Consider the following 16,876-nt stretch of genomic DNA (forward strand, 5'->3'; position numbering starts at 1 on the left):
TGAGGCAGGGCTTTTCTAATCCTATAGAGCAGCAGCTCAGTTCAGGCGGGTCTTCACTTCGCCGACGGCCTGGCCGAAAAGTTCGGACTGGACCTTGGCATCCGCCTGCTTGCCGATGACGGCTTCGGCGGCTGCGATGGCGAGATCGACGGCAGCAGAGCGAACAGCCTTTATCGCGTCGGCTTCGGCCTGCTTGATCTTCTGCTCGGAAAGAGCCGTGCGGTTAGAGACGAATTCTTCCGTCTTCTTCTTCGCCTCGGCGGTCAGCATTTCAGCTTCGCGCTCGGCAGCGGCCACGATGTGCGCTGCTTCAGCTTCAGCTTCCTTGCGCTTGCGCTGATATTCCGCGAGCAGGTGCTGGGCTTCCTCGCGCAGACGCTTGGCTTCCGCCAGCTCGTTGCGGATCTGGTCGGCGCGGTCGTCAAGCGACTTCGCCATCATGCCCGGAACCTTCAGGTAGACGATCAGCGCCAGGAAGAGAACGAGGCCAACGAAGGCGAAGAAAGTTGCATCAAAAGCAAATTCCATCGATCAAGCCTCCTTTTTGGCGGCTGCAACGGCAGCGGCGACATCAGACTGGGCAGTAGAGCCGCCGATGAGCTGTTCGACAACAGCTGCTGCGGTTTCCTCGGCGATGGCACCCACATCGGCAAAAGCCTTTGCCTTCACATCGGCGATACGGGCCTCGGCAGCCTTCAGCTTTTCGTTGAGGCTAGCCTCGACTGCGCGACGATCACCCTCGGCCTTTACCTTGGCAGCATCGCGAGCGGCAGTGCCGATCGAGTTTGCCTTGGCGCGGGCAGCGGCGAGTTCGCCTTCGTAAGTTGTGACAGCGGCATCGGCCTCAGCCTTCAGGCGGCCAGCTTCTTCGACATCCTGCGAGATGCGGTTGTGACGCTGCTCGAGGATCGCGCCGATGCGCGGTGCGATGACCTTTTGCATGAGCAGGTAGAAAATGACGAACGTAATCACCAGCCAGAGAAGCTGGGATGCGTAGGTCGACGAATCGAAAGGCGGGAAAGGCCCACGCGCGTGGCCGCCTTCGGCAACGCCGGTCTCGGTATGGACCTCGCCGGCAGCCGGAGCGGCATGCGCATCCGTCGCGGTTCCCGCCGGTGCCTCTTCAGCGTAGGCCGGGGTCACAAAGTACATGCTCACCTCCAGGTGTACTGCAAATGCAAAGGATCACGGCTCGCTGTTCGCAGGCCGTGATCCATCAATCCACCGATATTAAACGGCGAAGAGGAGGAGAAGAGCGACGAGCAGCGAGAAGATGCCCAGAGCTTCCGTAACGGCGAAGCCGAATACCAGACGGCCGAACTGGCTGTCAGCAGCAGACGGATTGCGCAGAGCGCCGGAGAGGTAGCTGCCGAAGATATTGCCGAGGCCGAGAGCCGTACCGGCCATACCAAAGCAAGCCAGACCTGCACCGATGAACTTTGCTGCTTCCGCTTCCATGTTGAACTCCTTTGAAATGGTTGTTGCGGCGAATGACTGACGCCCTTTGACGTCGATGTCGTTATCCTTAGTGCCCGCCCGGATGGATCGCGTCATTGAGGTACATGCAAGTCAGCACCGCAAAGACGTAAGCCTGGAGGAAGGCAACGAGGAACTCGAGACCGGTCAGGGCGACGGTCATGATGAGAGGAAGAACGGCTCCGCCGACACCGACAGCACCGAGGGCTCCAAGCGAGGCGACGAAGCCTGCGAACACCTTCAGCGTGATGTGACCAGCGAGCATGTTTGCGAAAAGACGAACCGACAATGAAATCGGACGAGACAGGAAGGAAATGATCTCGATCGAGACAACCAGCGGCAACAGAATGCCCGGCACGCCCGAGGGCACGAAGACATTAAAGAAGTGGAAGCCGTGCTTATAGAAGCCGTAGACCAGAACCGTGCCGATGACGAGGATCGCCAACGCGAAGGTCACGATGATCTGGCTGGTAATCGTGAAGAAATACGGGAACATGCCGAGCAGGTTTGCCGTCAGCACGAACATGAAGAGCGAGAAGACCAGCGGGAAGAACTGCATTCCCTTGGTGCCCGCACCTTCCTTCAGCATGCCGGCAATGAACTCGTAGGACATTTCGGCGAGTGACTGCGAACGGCCCGGAACAATGGCGCGATTCGTGGTCGAGAAATAAAGGAAGCCAGCAGCGACGGCAGCCGAAGCCACCATGAAGAGAGATGCGTTGGTGAACGAGAAATCAATCCCGCCGATCTCGATCGGCACAATCTTGAAGATCTGGAACTGATGGGTCGGATCGTTTGACACCGGTTGCTCTCTCTCTTTGGCCCGCCCAAGAGGCGGAAATTGCACTGGGCCAGACGGCCCTATTTATCAGCGTTTTGGCGATCCAGGGGTTGGGCGACCTTCCCCGCAGCGCGCAAAACATTCAAAACGCCGGCACAGAATCCAAGAAGCAGAAGAACAATCAACCCCCAAGGCGTCGTGCCAACAAAATGGTCGAAGAGCCAGCCGAGTACAGCGCCGACAACAATGGCGGAAATGAATTCGCTCGAGAGCTTCATCGCCTGGGCATAACCTTTACGGCTCTGCTCGGCACTGGCCTCTCGCGCCTCTTCCTTCCTGTCATCGACATGTCTGGAGGCTAGTTCCGCTTCCAGCTGCCGACGGCGCTGCTCAAGACTTTCTTCGCGGTCATCCGCCATCGTGCTCTCCTCCGCTCCCGTCGCCCGCAATCCCGCTACCCCGGTTTTCCGAACCACGGACGCAAAGGTTAAAGAACCCTCCGGCCCGTTCTGAAGTCGCGCGCAACATAGTTTTAGGGATTAGTATAGTCAAGGCGTAGAGAGCTTGTGTCCAGCCATAAAATAACCGCAAAAAATCAAAGATTTAAGCGGAATTTGGCCACTCCCGCCCGATTTCATCGAAAGAATCCGTCTTCGAACGGCGCCGGGCGGCGAAAAATCGGCAATCGGCCGCCCTTTTGCCTCAGCTCCAGCCACCACCATAAGTGCGGTAGAAGACATGCATGCCGATGCGGCCGACCTTTTCCATGGTCCTGGCCCAATTCGGCCGGACGTAGACGGCATGGTAATGAGTGGCCGACCCCACTTGCGGCAGCCAGATCTTGCCGGCGGTCACGGCCATGGCAACATCGCGGGCGACGCGCCAATGATACTGCGAATTCACACGGTCCTTGATGTTGTCGCAGGCGAAGGAAAACTGGCAGCGATTGCGCCAGTCTTCGTTCTGGTAGACGACCCCGCAAATAGTCTTGGGATAGGCTGGGTTGCGGACGCGGTTGAGAATGACCTGAGCGACGGCCGCCTGCCCCTTCACGGATTCGCCGCGCGCCTCGAAATAGATGCCTGAAGCCAGGCACTGCTGCTCGCGGGCGGAGAAGACGCTGGGCGGCAGGATGCTCGCAGCCCAGGCATGATCCCTCGGGCCGATCTGCGGCGCGAAACGGCCTTCATCCTTGTCGGTCAGGATGGAATCGAAAGGCGACTGGCGGGAATAATCCGGTGCGGCAGGCGCATAGGCCGTCGCCAGCACATCCGCCTTATTGCTGGTCACGAGGCTCGCCAGAATTGCCGGTACAGCAGTGTCCCCTTGTGGCGCCGGCTGCGTCTTGTAGAAGGCCGTGGCGATCTCGATCTCCTTGCCCTTGATCGACGGCTTCACGAAGGCGGACTTGTCCTTGAGATCGAAAACCGGGCGGAAGAGGAGCCTGGTGCGCTCAAGGACGGAGCCGGCCGAGAAATCCTTCGGCGGCTGCACCTTTTCCACTGCAATGACCCGGCCCTTCTTGGCATTGCGATTGACGCGATCCTCGTCCGGGGTGCCGTCATTACCCTTCTCACCAGAGACGAAGGCAACCTTGCGGCCGTCGGGCAGCACCATGCCCGCACCGGCGGCGATCGAGCCGGTAGAAGCGGGATCGGCAAAGGCGAGTTCTGCCTGGTGGATGGAGCCTGCGGGCGAATTGGTCAGAACCATACGCCAGCTTTCGCGATCATTGTCGAGACCGGCGAGCATGGTGGCAAGATCGGCATGGGAGGCGACGCTCGGGAAGATCAGCCATCCGGCCACGCCGAAGATCGCGGGAGAGACCCAATTCTGGGGCAAGAGACGCAGCTTGCTGCGGAAGCGGCCATTTCGACGCAACGCGGACTCCGGGCATGGGACGCGGGAACAGTCCCAAGAAAATCTCGCATTAACCTTGATAGCTGGTTAACGACCTGTCCCGGAATATGCCCATGAGGATTTCTGCATATTCCAATGCGGCTGACATTTTCGTGAGATGGAGCATCTCGCCCCGTTCATTCCCGGCCGGCCACAGAAATGGGAGAGGACGAGATGGCGCCCTCTCCTTGCTTCCCGTCAAATGATGACGTGCGAACCCAATTCCACCACGCGGTTGGCCGGCAGGCGGAAGTAGTCGGAGGGGTTGGCGGCCGCATTGGCGAGCGCGATGTAGAGGCGGTCCTGCCAGTAGGGCATGCCGGACTTGGCATCAGGCACCAGCTTGCGGCGGCCGAGATAAAAGGAGGTCGTCATGATGTCGAACTTCAGGCCGGTCTTGCGCAGCGCCGCCAGCGCCTGAGAGACGTTCTGCGATTCCATGAAGCCGAAGAGCAGTTCCACGCGCGAGAAGCGTTCGGAGATCTGCTCAACCTTGTAGCGTTCCTGCGGCGAGACGCGCGGCTTGTTGACCGTGCGGATTGTCAGAATGACGTTGCGATCATGGAGCACGTGATTGTGCTTGAGATTGTGCAACAGTGCGGCGGGTGCCGAATCCGGATCGCTGGTCAGGAAGATCGCGGTGCCCGGAACATGGGCCGGCGAATGCTCGCTCTTGCGCTCGATTGAGCTCACGAACGAGGCAAGCGGAATATCCGTATGACGGGTCTTTTCCGTCAGGATCGCCGTGCCGCGACGCCAGGTCCACATAATGACGGTGAAGGCCGTCGCAATCAGGATCGGGATATAGCCGCCGTCATGGATCTTCAGGAGGTTGGCGCCCAAGAAGATCAGTTCGAGAAGGACGAGCGGCAGCAGCGCAATGATGGCAACCGGAAGCGACCAGTTCCAACGGACGCGGACGAATTCGAAAGCCATGATCGAGGTGACGACCATCGCGCCGGTGACCGAGATGCCGTAGGCGGTCGCCAGCGAATCCGAGGTCTTGAAGCCGAGCACGAGGAAGATGACGCCGAAGAACAGCACCGCGTTGACCGAAGGCACAAAGATCTGCCCGGTATTGGTCTCTGACGTGAAGAGAATTTCCATGCGCGGCAGGAAGCCGAGGTTGATTCCCTGGCGTACGAGCGAGAAGGCGCCCGTAATGACGGCCTGGCTGGCGATGATCGTGGCGCAGGTCGCGAGGATAACGACCGGCAACAGCGCCCACTGCGGATACATGAGATAGAAGGGGTCGGACATCGTTGCCGGATTGCCGAGAACGAGCGCGCCCTGCCCCAGATAGTTCAGCGTGAGCGACGGGAAGACCAGCGCGAACCATGCCCACTGGATCGGGCGGCGGCCGAAATGGCCGAGGTCTGCGTAGAGGGCTTCCGCGCCTGTCACCGTCAGGAAGACAGCGCCGAGAACGACGACGCCATAGAAACCCTCGTGCAGCAGGAAGCTGATGGCATAATAGGGGTTGAAGGCGGCGAGGATGCCGTAGTCATCGGAAATATGAGCGATGCCGGCGGCGGCCATGACGAGGAACCAAAGCGCCGTGATGGGGCCGAAGAATCGTGCGACCGCCCCCGTGCCATGCGACTGCACGACGAAGAGCAGTGCCAGAATCGCCACCGATATGGGCACGATATATTCCGACAGCTGCGGCGTGACGAGCTTGATACCTTCGACCGCTGACAGAACCGAGAGCGCCGGGGTGATCATCGCGTCGCCGAGGAAGAGTGCCGCGCCCATCAGGCCGAGCAGCATCAAAAGCGCTGTGTGGCCATTGGCGGTTTTCATCAGGAGGGCAAGCAGCGACAGCGTGCCACCTTCGCCGTCGTTGTCGGCGCGCAGCAGAAAGAGCACGTATTTGATGGTGACGATGATCGTCAGCGCCCAGATCATCAGGGAAATGAGGCTGATGACCTCGAAACGGGTGAGACCATCATGGGCGACCGGCTTCAGCGCTTCGCGGAAGGCATAAAGCGGGCTCGTGCCGATATCCCCGTAAACGACACCTACGGAGCCTAGCGCAAGATAAAAGAGCTTGCGCGGCGTAAGGTTGCGTTCTTGAGAATGGCTTTCTTCAGACATGAAGTAATTACAGGCTCCTCAGAGCCAGCCTTTCCAGCGGAAAAAGAAGAAGGGAATGACGGCGGAGATCACCATGAGGCCCAGCGAGTAAGGATAACCCGCGGCCAGGTGCAACTCCGGCATAAACTCGAAATTCATGCCATAGATGGAGGCGACCAGCGTCGGCGGCAAGAACACGACCGAAGCGATCGAAAAAATCTTGATGATGGCATTCTGCTCGATGTTGATGAGGCCGAGCGAGGCGTCGAGCAGGAAGGTAATGTTGCCGGCGACGAAGGACGCATGTTCCGAAAGGGACTGGATGTCGCGCGAAATCGTCCGGCAAAGTTCCTTGGTTTCCTGATCGTGCTGCACGACAGGGATCGTATAGAAGAAGGTGAGAAGGCGCGAGAGCGAGCCGAGACTGTCGCGCAGCTTGCTGATCATGCGGTGATGGCCGGCAATGTCCTTCAGCTTCTCTTCCAGATAGTTCGACGGCTTGCGCACCTTCTTGGCGCGGTCACCGAACACGTGCACCGACAGGATGTCCAGGCGGGACACCGACATTTCCAGAACTTCGGCGGTGCGATCGACGATCGTTTCCAGGAGCTTGGCAAGAAGGGCGGCGCCGCTGCGCCACTGCTCCGGTATGCGATGCAGGGCGGCGATGAAGAGTGCGAAGGACTTCGGATGAGCGTAGCGGATGGTCACCAGCTTGTCGCCGGCAAGAATGAAGGCGACATCCGTCAGGGTCGGCGCTTCCGTTTCCGCTTTCCATATCAGCGAAGCGGTCATGTATACGGCGTTATTTTCGACATAGAGGCGGGCTGACGGCTCAATCGCCCTGAGATCGTCGCGGGTCGGCACTTCGATGCCAAGGATCGTTTCGACATGCAGTTCCTCCTCGCGAGTCGGCTCGACCATGTCGATCCATACCACATCCGCCGGAAACTCCGGAGGATTGGCAAGATCACGGATCTCGACCGACTTGCAGTTGGAACAGTATGCGGTGATCACAGCCCGCATCTCCGGCGCCGGCAGCACCCAGCCGTCGTAGCCCTTTTCATCGAAAGTCCTTCCATGCCTACGCGAGCGCGGTGACGCCAGGGCGCACTTGCCATCGATCGTAACGGAAGCGGATAAAGAAAGTTCATACAACTCCGGTCATGTCCGGCCTTATCGGCCGGGTTGCTCCACCGCATCGCAGTCACCAATCCTTCGATCGACAAGTCAACTCCGAATATGCAGGGAGGCCGGAACCTTCATCGACAGGCGGCCATCACAGAGCATTTGCAGACGCGCCATCATGACGCCGGCGCGCATATGAAGCAAAGCCGGAAAATAATCAAGACATCTTACGTGAACTGCGCCCTTTCATCTCATTTCCCCCACAATTCGAGGTGAGCGGCCAAGTGATTCGCACTATTCGAAGACGATCGCGGGGGCTTCGCGCTGCGGCTTTTCACCGAGCTGTTCCCAGACCTTGGCAGCGATGGCACGGTAGATGCCGGCAACGACGCCATTCGGATCGGAGGCAACAAGCGGCGTTCCGGCATCCGAAGTCTCGCGGATGTTCATGGTCAGCGGCACTTCGCCGAGGAAGGGCACACCGATACGCTCGGCCTCCCTGCGGGCGCCGCCGTGGCCGAAGATATCGTAACGAGTGCCAGTATCGGGCGCGACGAAATAGCTCATGTTCTCGACAATGCCGAGAACCGGCACTTCGACCTTGCGGAACATGTTGAGGCCCTTGCGGGCATCGATCAGCGCCAGATCCTGCGGCGTGGAGACGATCACGGCGCCGGCGAGCGGCACCTGCTGGGCCATGGTGAGTTGGGCGTCACCGGTGCCGGGCGGCATGTCGACGACGAGAACGTCGAGCTCGCCCCAGGCGACTTCGCGCAGCATCTGCAGGAGGGCGGACTGGACCATCGGTCCGCGCCAGATCATCGCGGTTTCCTCATCGACGAGGAAGCCCATGGACATGACCTTGAGGCCGTAATTCTCCATGGGATTGATGATGCGGCCGTCGATCTGGGTCGGGCGGCCGGAAATCTTCAGGAGGCGTGGCATCGAGGGGCCGTAGATATCGGCATCGAGAATGCCGACGCGAAGACCATTCGCCTGCAGGCCGAGTGCCAGATTGACCGCCGTCGTCGACTTGCCGACGCCGCCCTTGCCCGATGCGACGGCGATAATGGCGCCGATGCCGGGAACGCCGATCTTGGCGGTGCGCGGCTGCTGTTGCGGGGCGTGGGAGTGGCCGTGATGGGCGTGGTCAGCCTGCGGAGCGGGGCGCGCTGCGGGCGCATTTGCGGCGGCCTTCTTGTCTGCCGTCAGCGCCACGAGCGCACCTTTCACGCCTGGCATTTCCTTGATCACACGCTCGGCAGCCAGCCGCAGCGGCTCCAGTTCCTTGGCGCGTTCCGCCGGCACGGTGATCGAGAAATAGACCTTGCCATCGGAGATGAAGACATCGGAAACCATGCCGAGTTCGACGATGTTGTGCTCCAGATCCGGCCCGCGCACGGTCTTCAGCGTTTCCAGAACCTGTTCCTTGGTGACCTCGGTCATTCCGCCCTCACTGCTTTTTCGTCTTCAGTAAATAGTGGAGGCCAGCAGCTTCGCCAAACAAAATCGGGCGGCAGGCACATCTTGCGTTAAAGGAAAGGCAGCGCGTTCTCTCTCCGTTGCGGTCATCAAGTCCGCTGGGCTCTCGCCCTGATGACCGCAACGGACTCCCCGAGAACCGGCGCAATTCGGGGCGAAGTAGAGCAAGCGAAAAAAAAGGCCAGAAAAAAATGAACGATATCGTCCGGTTTCGGAACAGGGCAAAAGGTGGTTGCCCAAACGCAACAACCGCCGCCGATATCGGAACGCCGGGAGAAAAGCGGCAGCGATATCAGACGGCGGCGTGTCGGTCGCGCCGTTGAGCTGGCGCTGTTTTCAAAGTCCCCTCTGGACCTCTGCTGATAACGATGCACGAAGTATGCCAACTGCGGAATCCGGTGAAAAGGATGATAATTGTTCAGTCCAGGGCCACCAGCAAAGGGAATGGCGCTCACATATTGAGCAAGGCGGCAGCGACTGACGATATTTTAGGCCGGCAATGCCTGCTAATCGGAGCCTACTTGATGAGGCCGATGCGTAGCGCCTTGGCGACGGCCTGCGTGCGGTTGACCGTATCAAGCTTCTTGGTGGCGCGGTTCAGGTAGTGATTGACCGTATGCTCCGAGAGATCGAGGATTTCGGCGATCTCGGCACTGGTCTTTCCCGCCGCAGTCCAGTTGAGGCAATCGATCTCGCGGTCGGTCAGCGTATCGGTCATGCGCGTATCGAGATTGCGGATCTCGGCCAGCCGGTCGAAGACATGGATCGCGATATAGCTGAGTTCGCGCATCTCTACCGGGGTGAAAGGCTCGCGATCACCGGCGAAGGAGACTGCACCGCGCGCGCCTGACGGTTCGTGCGTCGGAAAATAGGCGCAGCGCATCATCCTGAAGCGTTCGAAAAGGGTTGCAACGACCCCTGTCTTGCCGTCGTCGCGGGGCCAGTTGGTGCGCGACGTATCGTAGAAGAAAGGCAGGGTCGACGTGCGCAGCCGCCGCAGGACCGGGCTGTTCACCATCAGCCCTTCCTGATCGTAGATGGACAGCAGTTCAGCGGGCCAGCTGGTGATGATCGTATTGCCCTGAAGATCGAAGGAGGTAATCGGCGGCAGGTTCAAAACCATGAAAGCCCGGCTGCGATAGGCCTCCGTCATCCGCTTCATGAAGCGGAAAATGTCGAACTGCGTCTTTAGACTGGCGACCTCCTGGACATAGGCGTCCTCCACCGAAGTTTGCGGTAAGCTTGCCATCAGATTTTTTCGCCTTCAACCGGGCTTTGGGTAAACCTCTGGCAGCCTGTGCGGAAAAACGGTCAGGTACAGGGTGGGTTACACAACGCCCGTCAGATCAATAGGATTCAGCCTCGGCATGCAGCGCGTTCGGCCGGTGAATTGTCGATGATTTCGCGGACGACCCCAGTTGGCGTGATTCGCCGTCAAATCTCAATAACGCACTCATCATAAGCATGCTATGTATACGACGTCCAGCAATGACCGCCGCCAAATCGGTTTCAACGCCTCGGCCCGAGGCGGATGCGCATTTCATCCATGATTTTCCGTGCTGCCATCTGAACCGGAACGGCCCATTCCTGAAGAAGTTCCATCGAGAGCCGGTAAGCGGGACCGGTGACAGAGACCCCGCCGATGAAGGAGCGGTCGTCCGACCAGATGGGGGCGGCGACACAGCGGATGCCCGCCTCGTGCTCCTCGCGATCGAAAGCATAGCCGGTCGCGGCGATTTCTCCGATCTCCGCAAGCAGGCTTTCAGCGCTCACATGCGTCGCCGAGGTGAAGCGGTTAAAATGCAGACCGGGTAGCAGTTCACCGATTTTGTCGAGTGGGAGCACCGAAAGGGCCGCCTTGCCGACACCGGTGCAATAACAGGGCGAAGCATTGCCGATCTGTGAATACATGCGCACCGGCTGGTGCCCTTCGACCTTGTCGAGATAGATGATGGAGGAGCCGCGCAGCACACCGAGATGGACGGTCTCTCCCGTCTCCCGATGAAGGGCGGCCAGATGCGGCGCGGCAATCAGGCGGAATTCGTTGCGCGCCCAGCTTCGTGAGGCGAAGTCGAGCAGCCGGAGGCCAGGCGCATAACGGCCTTCAGCGTCAAACTCAAGGAGCCCTTCCTCCACGAGATGGCCGAGCTGTCGGTGCAGCGTGCCACGCGGCTGATTGGCAAGTGCGAGGATATCGGTGAAACGCAAGGGAGCATCGGCATGGGTGACGAGATCGAGCAGCACCATAAGCTTGCCGAGCGTGCCGGTGTCACGCGGCACGCTAGTATCACCCGACGCGCCTTTGTCATCCGCCTGCGCCATGCTGTCGCCGCTGGAGCTCATTGCCTTTCCTACTCTTGACAGGAAAGGCAGCCTAGTCGGATAATTCCATATAGTCAAATTAAGTTCGAAATAATGGAATAATTAGCATACCCGGAGGAGAGACGATGAGCGCTATGTCTGCACAATTCCCCGAATTCCGGGATCGCACGGTGTTGGTGAGCGGCGGAGGTTCCGGCATCGGCGCTGCCCTCGTCGAAGGTTTCGCAAGGCAGGGTGCAAAGGTTTCCTTCCTGGACATCGCCAAGGCGGAAAGCCGGGAATTGGCGGAACGGCTTTCTGGAGAGACTGCGCATCCCGTCAGCTTCTACCACACCGACCTGCGCGATATCGATGCCATCAGGCGCGCGGTGAACGAGGCTGTCAAAAAGTCCGGGCCGATCCGGGTGCTCGTCAACAACGCCGCCTGGGATGACCGGCACGAATTCGACGATGTAACCGAGGACTATTGGGACAATAATCAGGCGGTCAATCTGCGCCATGTCTTCTTTACCTCGCAGGCGGTCGCCCCTTCGATGCGGGCAGCGGGCGGCGGAGCGATCATCAATATGTCGTCGATTGCCTTCAAACTGAACATGGGCGTCTTTCCCGCCTATGCCGCCGCCAAGGCGGCAGTCGTCGGCCTCACGAAGAGCATGGCCGGAAGGCTTGGCCCTGAGAATATCCGCGTCAACTGCATCCTGCCGGGCATGGTGGTGACCGAGCGGCAGATGAAGCTATGGCTGACAGAGGAAAGCATTGCCCGCTCCGTGCAGGGGCAATGCCTGAAGATCGTATTGAAGCCTGACGCGATTGTCGGTCCGGCTCTGTTTCTTGCATCCGACTGCGCAGCCGGCATGACCGCGCAGTCCCTTATCGTCGATGGAGGTGTTCTCTAATGGCAAATCCCGCTTATGTCGCGGTGGACTGGGGCACCAGCAGTTTCCGGCTCTGGCTTATCGCTGCCGATGGAGCCGTTCTTGCCGAACGTCGTAGCGGCGAAGGCATGACGACGGCCGCCAAGACTGGTTTTTCCCAGGTTCTCGAAGGACATCTTGCAGCAGTCGAAGCGACAGATGACCTTCCGGTCATCGTCTGCGGCATGGCAGGCGCGCGGCAAGGCTGGGTGGAGGCGGGTTATATAGACGTGCCGGCTTCGCTTTCCTCTATTCTATCAGCTGCGGTCTCCGTGCCCGGCGAAAGCCGCGACGTACGCATCCTTCCGGGCCTTGCCCAGCGCGATGCGGCGACGCCGGATGTCATGCGCGGCGAGGAAACGCAGCTTCTCGGCGCGCTCGGGCCTGATAGTCAGGGTACGCAGGCCGTCTGCATGCCGGGCACGCATTCCAAATGGGTGCATGTCAAGGATGGCAAGGTCACCGGTTTCTCCACTTTCATGACCGGTGAGCTGTTCGACGCCATCACCAAACATACGATCCTCATGCATGCCGTTGCCGGCGCCGAGGACCAGCCGGCCGACACCGACGCCTTCGAAGCGGCGGTTGCAGCCGCTTTCCAGCGGCCGGCGCTCGCGTCGAACCTGATTTTCACCGCCCGCTCCGGCCAGCTTCTGCACGGTATTTCGGCTGCCGCTGCCCAAGCCAAACTCTCGGGTACGCTGATCGGCCTCGAAATCGCCGGCGCGCTGCAGAATGCCGGAAAGGATACGGCCATTACCCTTGTCGCTTCCGGACGCCTGCAGGCGCTTTACGAGCAGGCCTTCCGCACGCTCTCCCTTTCCTTCACCGCCATCGATGCCGATGTCGCCGTTCGCGGCGGGCTTTCGGCCGCTGCCCGGGCCATCTGGCCGAACTGAGAAAGATACCTCCCATGAACCGTATCCCCTTCCCCGCCATGAAGCGTCCGCTGATTGCCATTCTGCGCGGCATCAAGCCCGAGGAAACCCAAGCCGTGGTCGGCGCGCTGATCGAAAATGGTCTGACGGCAATCGAAATCCCGCTGAATTCGCCCGAGCCCTTCAAGTCTATCGAGATCGCCGCCAAGATGGCGCCTGACAATGTGCTGATAGGCGCCGGCACCGTGCTGACCACCGGGGCCGTCGACAGCCTGCATGCGGCCGGCGGCAAGCTGCTGGTGACACCGAATGTCGAGCCCGACGTCATCATTCGCGCCCGCGACTACGGCATGGTGACCATGCCCGGTGTCTTCACGCCCACAGAAGCGCTGCAGGCAGCTCGCGCGGGTGCGACCGGCCTCAAGTTCTTCCCCGCCAGCGTTTTGGGACCGTCAGGCATCACCGCGATCCGCGCCATCCTGCCGCCGGAACTGGTAATTGCGGCGGTCGGCGGTGTGTCGGACAAGAACTTCTCCGACTACACCAAGGCCGGCATTCTGGCCTTCGGTCTCGGCACCAGCATTTACAAGCCTGGAATGACTGATGCAGAGGTTGCCGAGCGCGCCAAGGCAACCATCTTAGCCTATGACGCAGCCATAGGAGCATAGGCATATGACTGATATTTATGAATTCGAGGGCAAAACACTTTGTAATACCAATTCGGTTCTCGGTGAAGGCCCCACCTACGATCCCGGCACTAACACGGTCTGGTGGTTCAATATTCTTGGCAAGGAACTGCACGAACTCGATCTTTCGACCGATGAAAAGAAGGTACATTCGCTGCCGATGATGGCAAGCGTGCTCGCCCGCATCGATGCCGGCCGCCAGTTGCTGGCGACCGAAGAGGGGCTGTTCGTGCGCGACGTCGCCAGCGGCAACCTGACTTTCTATGCGGCGCTCGAAAACGATAGACCGGAAAACCGCTCCAATGACGGACGCACGCATCCCTCGGGCGCACTCTGGATCGGCACGATGAGCAAGCGCGCCGAGAACCAGGCCGGCGCGATCTATCACGTAGCTGCCGGCAAGGTAACCAAGCTCTTCAGTGGCATCAGCATCCCGAACTCCATCTGCTTTTCGCCCGACGGCACGATCGGCTATTTCACCGACACGCGCCTCAGCCGCCTGATGCGTGTGATGGTCGATCCGCAGACCGGCCTTCCCTCCGGCGAGCCGATCGTCATGGTCGACAGCATGGATGAGCCGGGCGGCCTGGACGGATCGGTCTGCGATGCCGACGGCTATATCTGGAACGCCCGCTGGGGCGCTGGCGTCGTCGATCGCTACAGCCCGGATGGCTTGCGCATTGCCCGCTACAAGGTACCGGCCGCGCAGCCCTCATGCCCAGCCTTCATCGGCGCCAATGCCGACCGGCTGGCGGTGACCACCGCCTGGGAAGGGCTGGATGAGGATGCCCGCTCCACGCAGCCGAGCGCCGGCGCCCTGCTCGAACTCGGCGTTGCCGTGAAGGGCGTTTTCGATCCCGCTTATGTGATCTGAAGCACGAACTGCGGGCAGAGCCGGCAGTCTCGAGGGCGCTCCAATCCGGGGCGCCTTTTTGCTTTTGCGGGCCTATCTCCCGGTAAAGGTTCCGTAAAAACCGTAAAATTTTCCGTGTCTTCGTCGGGAACCAATAAGCAAATCGGTCATTTCACTCTTGAACCGGCGCGGCAGGAATGCCTGAAAAACGGGCGCTGCCACGCCAGGGATCACTCAAGGAACGAAGGTAGGTTCGAAATGACACGCAAACTTCTGACGACCGTTGCCGCTGGCGCACTGTTTGCCACGGCTTTCGCACCGGCGGCATTTTCGCAGACGGCTCCGCAGCCGGCGAACCCTGCTGCCCCGACCCAGTCTGCGCCCGCCGACCCGGCCCCGGCAGAGCCGGTCAAGCCGATGGCGCCCGCAGGTGATGCCGCACAGGCTCCGGCCCCGGCACCGAGCACTGATACGGCTCAGGCAGGTGGCGACAGCTATCTGACGCAGCAGGCCGCGGACCAGATCAGCGCCAACACGTATATCGGCCAATCGGTCTATAACGGCAACAATGAGAGTATCGGCAGCGTCAATGACCTGATCATGAAGAAGGACGGCGGCCTTGTTGCAGCCGTGATCGGTGTCGGCGGCTTCCTGGGCATTGGCGAAAAAAATGTCGCCGTTCCGATGGAGAAGGTAACCGTTGCGCAGAATACGCAGGACGGCTCCGTCAAGCTGACGACTACCGAAACCGCCGAATCCCTGAAGGCAGCTCCGGAATTCAAGACGCTGGCTATGCAGTCAGCTGAAAAGGCTCCGGCAGCAACCGGCACTGCCCTGCCGACGGACAATACGTCGACAGGTTCGACGACGAACAAGTAATCCGTACGGAGAGTAGAGCGTAAGCGATGGCGTCCCATGGGCGCCATCGTTTCTTTGCTTCTGCCGCTATGCGCTCGCGCGTTCGGTTGCGCTTGTGTCGTAATAATAGTTCTCGTGCAGGAAGCGCAGTGTAGCGATGCCATCGGCCGGCCGGCCGAAATGGTAGCCCTGGCCCATACCGCAGCCGAGCATGCGCAGCTTGACCGCTTCCGAATAATCCTCGATGCCCTCGGCCACGACTTCCAGGTCGAGACCTTCGCACATGGCCAGGATCGCCTTGATGATGTGCTCGGAGGCACGGTCAGAATTGATGCGCGAGACGAAGGCCCGGTCGATCTTGATCTTGTCGAAGATGAAATCGCGCAGGCGCCCGAGGCTCGACTGGCCCGTGCCGAAATCGTCAAGCGAGATGCGCACGCCTGCAGCTCTCAGATCGGCAATGATCCGGTGCGCTGTGTCGGCAGAGCTCATGACAGCCGTCTCGGTGATCTCAAGCTCAAGACGATGCGGGTCGAAGCCGACGCGGCCGAGGATCGACAGAATGCTGCTGCTCGTGCCCGGATCCATGAGCTGGGCTGAAGACAGATTAAAGGACAAGAAGAGTTCTCGCGGCCAGGAGAGCGCCGCTTCCGCAGCCTTGCGCAGCAATGCTTCCGACAGGGCATCGATGAAACCGCGCTCTTCGGCGAGCGGCACGAAGACGCCGGGGGAGACGAACCCGAGGTCGGGATCGTTCCAACGGGCAAGTGCCTCGAAGCCCACCACCTGATTGTTGGCGAGCGAGACGATCGGTTGGAAATGCACGTCGATCGCATCGGAAATGATGGCGTTTCGAAGCGCTTGTTCGAGCTGGGTCGCCCGTTTCATCTCCTGCGCGATCTCGCGCGAATAAACGGTGATCTGCCCGCGGCCGCGGCGCTTGGAACGATAGAGTGCTGTTTCGGCACTCTTCAGCAGCTCCTCGCAATCCTCGCCGGCAAAGGGATAGATCGCAAAGCCGAAGGAGGCGGAAAGGCGCACATTGCGGTCGCCGAGATCGTAGGGCGCCGACAGCACCTCGCGGATCATCTGGCCGAACTTTTCCGCACTGGCGCGCTCGAAGATCAGCGGCAGGACGAAGGCGAACTCGTCGCCGTCATGACGGGTGACCACCGCACCATCCGGAATGCAGGCTTTCAGACGATGAGCGACCTGGCACAGGATTTCGTCACCGGCGGCAGAACCGAAGAGATCGTTGATCGGCTTGAAGCTGTCGAGATTGGCGATACCGATGGTGAAGGGCGCCGGATCGCTGGCCCGCTCGGCAGAAATCTGTATCACCTTGTCCCGCATGCGATTGCGGTTTCCCAATCCGGTCAGCGGATCAGTATAGGCCATCGCCTGGAGTTCGTTTTGACTCACAGTCATGAATGGTATTTCCGCAGACACCATCACTCCAAACCCAGGGTTTTCCTCCACACCTTGGTGAAGAATGACGGCCAAATCTTAACAATTCGATAGTA

17 protein-coding genes are annotated in these 16,876 nt (G+C 60.1%); 5 read left to right on the top strand and 12 right to left on the bottom strand.

Annotated features, from left to right (window positions below; genetic code table 11):
* Positions 1–36: 36 nt before the first annotated feature.
* From ACR9ZQ_RS21770 to ACR9ZQ_RS21820, 11 genes are all read right to left on the bottom strand, one after another.
* Positions 37–528 carry a F0F1 ATP synthase subunit B gene (locus tag ACR9ZQ_RS21770; protein WP_113321861.1) on the bottom strand — a complete coding sequence of 164 codons (492 nt, stop codon included), beginning with the start codon at positions 526–528 and terminating at the stop codon, positions 37–39.
* Between the two features lie 3 nt (positions 529–531).
* Entirely contained in the window at positions 532–1,152 is a 621-nt protein-coding gene (locus ACR9ZQ_RS21775) for a F0F1 ATP synthase subunit B (protein ID WP_310378538.1), read from the bottom strand.
* Between the two features lie 78 nt (positions 1,153–1,230).
* Positions 1,231–1,458, bottom strand: a complete 228-nt coding sequence (locus ACR9ZQ_RS21780) for a F0F1 ATP synthase subunit C (protein ID WP_003588243.1) — start codon at positions 1,456–1,458, stop codon at positions 1,231–1,233.
* Positions 1,459–1,525: 67 nt separating this feature from the next.
* Positions 1,526–2,278, bottom strand: coding sequence for a F0F1 ATP synthase subunit A (locus ACR9ZQ_RS21785; protein WP_037105789.1), 753 nt, complete (start codon positions 2,276–2,278; stop codon positions 1,526–1,528).
* Positions 2,279–2,337: 59 nt separating this feature from the next.
* Entirely contained in the window at positions 2,338–2,676 is a 339-nt protein-coding gene (locus tag ACR9ZQ_RS21790; protein ID WP_113321863.1) for an AtpZ/AtpI family protein, read from the bottom strand.
* Between the two features lie 283 nt (positions 2,677–2,959).
* Entirely contained in the window at positions 2,960–4,138 is a 1,179-nt protein-coding gene (locus tag ACR9ZQ_RS21795; protein ID WP_481428801.1) for a cell wall hydrolase, read from the bottom strand.
* Between the two features lie 216 nt (positions 4,139–4,354).
* Entirely contained in the window at positions 4,355–6,253 is a 1,899-nt protein-coding gene (locus tag ACR9ZQ_RS21800) for a potassium transporter Kup (RefSeq protein WP_113321865.1), read from the bottom strand.
* Positions 6,254–6,271: 18 nt separating this feature from the next.
* On the bottom strand, positions 6,272–7,249 hold the full coding sequence (locus tag ACR9ZQ_RS21805; RefSeq protein WP_113321888.1) for a magnesium transporter CorA family protein: 978 nt from the start codon (positions 7,247–7,249) through the stop codon (positions 6,272–6,274).
* 405 nt (positions 7,250–7,654) lie between these two features.
* Complete coding sequence (locus ACR9ZQ_RS21810) at positions 7,655–8,806, bottom strand: Mrp/NBP35 family ATP-binding protein (protein WP_481428802.1); 1,152 nt, start codon at positions 8,804–8,806, stop codon at positions 7,655–7,657.
* Positions 8,807–9,359: 553 nt separating this feature from the next.
* Complete coding sequence (locus ACR9ZQ_RS21815; protein ID WP_481428803.1) at positions 9,360–10,091, bottom strand: LuxR family transcriptional regulator; 732 nt, start codon at positions 10,089–10,091, stop codon at positions 9,360–9,362.
* A gap of 260 nt (positions 10,092–10,351) precedes the next feature.
* Entirely contained in the window at positions 10,352–11,164 is an 813-nt protein-coding gene (locus ACR9ZQ_RS21820) for an IclR family transcriptional regulator (RefSeq protein ID WP_481429348.1), read from the bottom strand.
* 125 nt (positions 11,165–11,289) lie between these two features.
* Here ACR9ZQ_RS21820 and ACR9ZQ_RS21825 point away from each other — a divergent pair, with 125 nt between their 5' ends.
* The 5 genes from ACR9ZQ_RS21825 to ACR9ZQ_RS21845 all read left to right on the top strand — a co-directional run bounded on the left by ACR9ZQ_RS21825 (position 11,290) and on the right by ACR9ZQ_RS21845 (position 15,374).
* On the top strand, positions 11,290–12,060 hold the full coding sequence (locus tag ACR9ZQ_RS21825; protein ID WP_310378549.1) for an SDR family NAD(P)-dependent oxidoreductase: 771 nt from the start codon (positions 11,290–11,292) through the stop codon (positions 12,058–12,060).
* Positions 12,060–12,977, top strand: a complete 918-nt coding sequence (locus ACR9ZQ_RS21830) for a 2-dehydro-3-deoxygalactonokinase (protein WP_481428804.1) — start codon at positions 12,060–12,062, stop codon at positions 12,975–12,977. Before ACR9ZQ_RS21825 ends, ACR9ZQ_RS21830 begins: the two co-directional genes overlap by 1 nt.
* A gap of 14 nt (positions 12,978–12,991) precedes the next feature.
* Positions 12,992–13,624: a 2-dehydro-3-deoxy-6-phosphogalactonate aldolase gene (locus tag ACR9ZQ_RS21835; protein WP_113321870.1), complete on the top strand. Its 633-nt coding sequence runs from the start codon at positions 12,992–12,994 to the stop codon at positions 13,622–13,624.
* A 4-nt stretch (positions 13,625–13,628) separates the two neighbouring features.
* Positions 13,629–14,516 (top strand): SMP-30/gluconolactonase/LRE family protein, encoded by an 888-nt coding sequence (locus tag ACR9ZQ_RS21840; protein ID WP_113321871.1) that lies wholly within the window; start codon positions 13,629–13,631, stop codon positions 14,514–14,516.
* Positions 14,517–14,753: 237 nt separating this feature from the next.
* The gene (locus ACR9ZQ_RS21845) at positions 14,754–15,374 is read left to right on the top strand and encodes a PRC-barrel domain-containing protein (RefSeq protein WP_310378555.1); all 621 of its coding nucleotides are present in this window, start codon (positions 14,754–14,756) and stop codon (positions 15,372–15,374) included.
* Between the two features lie 66 nt (positions 15,375–15,440).
* Here ACR9ZQ_RS21845 and ACR9ZQ_RS21850 read toward each other — a convergent pair whose 3' ends face one another.
* A complete protein-coding gene (locus tag ACR9ZQ_RS21850) occupies positions 15,441–16,808 on the bottom strand; it encodes a putative bifunctional diguanylate cyclase/phosphodiesterase (RefSeq protein WP_310378557.1) in 1,368 nt (455 codons plus the stop codon).
* Positions 16,809–16,876 lie beyond the last annotated feature (68 nt).

Source organism: Rhizobium sp. KNZ14-9A (assembly GCF_056755015.1).